Source organism: Streptomyces sp. FH025 (assembly GCF_017427025.1).
Lineage (GTDB): Bacteria > Actinomycetota > Actinomycetes > Streptomycetales > Streptomycetaceae > Kitasatospora.
Window position 1 is genome coordinate 1 of sequence record NZ_JAFLNG010001062.1, and the last position, 1,761, is coordinate 1,761.

Here is a 1,761-nt window from a genome sequence, read left to right on the forward strand (position 1 = left end):
GCCGACCCCCGCGACCAGGGCGTCCGCGCCGTCGCGGGCCACGGCGGCCCGGAGCGCGGGGGCGAGCAGCGGGGCGACCGGGCTGTCCCGGTCCAGCGCGACCCGGGCCAGCCGCTCCCGCAGCACCCGGTCGTAGCCGGCGTCCCGCAGGTTGGGGTACGGCGTCTTGACCCGCATCGCCACCGGCTCGGGCAGCAGGTCCTTCATCGCCGCCCGCAGCAGGCTCTTCTCGCGGCCGTCGAACGCCTTCATCGCCCAGGGGATGTTGAAGGTGTACTCGACCAGCCGCGGGTCGGCGAACGGCACCCGGATGTCGAGCCCGGCGTCGGTGCCGAGGCGGTCCAGTCGGTCGAACAGCACCCGGGTGTGGCGGGTGTGCGCCAGGTAGGTGACCTCGCGGTAGCGGGCCTCGACCGGGTCGTCGATCGCGTCGGCGGCGGCGATCTCGGCGACGGCGGCGCCGTGGCGGTCGCGCTCGTAGCCGGCCAGGTCGAGCTTGCCGAGCAGTCCGGGGTCGAAGACGACGTCGGTGCCCAGGAAGCGCGGGCGGCCCTCCGCCACCCACGGGAAGGTCGGTTCGGCGATCCACTCGGGCAGCCGGTTCCAGTTGTAGCCGCCGAAGACGTCGTCGCCGCACTCGCCGGACAGCGCGACGGCGGCGTGCCCGCGCGCCTCGCCGAACAGCAGCCGCAGCGAGGCGTACTGGTCGCCCTTGTTGATCGGGATGTCGTACGCGGCGAGCACCGAGGCCCGCAGCCCGGGGTCGAGCAGGTCCAGGCCGGCGAGGGAGATCTCGCCGTGTTCGGTGCCGGCGTGCGCGGCCATCAGACGGGCGTAGAGGTGGTCCTCGTTGCCCTGCGCCGCGGCGCCGTCGGCGCCCGGTTCCTGGTCGTTGACGGCGAGCGAGCGGATCGGGCCGCGGCCCTGGCGGCGGGCGAGGGCGGCGGCCAGCGCGGTGAGCGAGCTGGAGTCGAGGCCGCCCGAGAGCAGCGAGCAGGGCAGCTCCTCGCCGTCCAGGTGCGGGGCGACCGCGGCCTCCAGGAGTGCGCGGACGGTGTCGACGGTGGTGTCCAGGTCGTCGGCGTGCCCGGCGACCCGCAGCTGCCAGTAGCGCCGTTCGGTCGCGCCGGAGCGGCCGACCCGCAGCAGCGCCCCGGGCAGGACCTCACGCAGGCCCCGGAAGACCGCGTGGCCGGGCACTCGGGCGACGGAGAGGATGTCCCGCAGGCCGTCGGCGTCGAGGGCGGGCCGGAAACCGGGGTGGGCGAGGACGGCCTTGGGCTCGGAGCCGAAGAGCACGCCGTCCGGGGTGGTCGCGTAGAAGAGCGGCTTGACGCCCATCCGGTCGCGGACCAGCAGCAGTTCCTCGCGGCTCTGGTCCCAGAGGGCGAGTGCGTAGCCGCCCTCGATCCGGGTGACGAAGTCCTCGCCCCAGACCTGGTAGGCCTGGAGGACGGCCTCGGCGTCGCCACCGGTGACCGCGCGGTGCCCCGCGGCGGCGAGCCGGTCGCGCAGCTCGCGCGGGTTGGTGAGGTGGCCGGCGAAGGAGAGGACGGCGCGCGGGCCGGTGCCGCCGGGGGCGGTGAGCGGCTGTGGGTGCGGGTCGCGGGCGGTGCGGCGGTGGCCCAGGGCGGCGTGCGCGGAGCTCCACAGCCCCTCGCCGTCCGGTCCGCGCCGGGCCAGTGCCGTGGTCATGGCCCGGACGACGTCCTGTCCGTCCGCGGTGTCGCGGTCGCGGGAGAAGTCGACCCAGCCGGCTAT

Annotated in this window: 1 protein-coding gene; it reads right to left on the reverse strand. The window is 75.9% G+C overall.

Going from position 1 to position 1,761, the window contains the following annotated elements:
* Positions 1–1,761 (reverse strand): asparagine synthase (glutamine-hydrolyzing) (asnB, locus tag J0670_RS37285; RefSeq protein ID WP_243438066.1); only part of this gene is annotated, 1,761 nt, incomplete at both ends.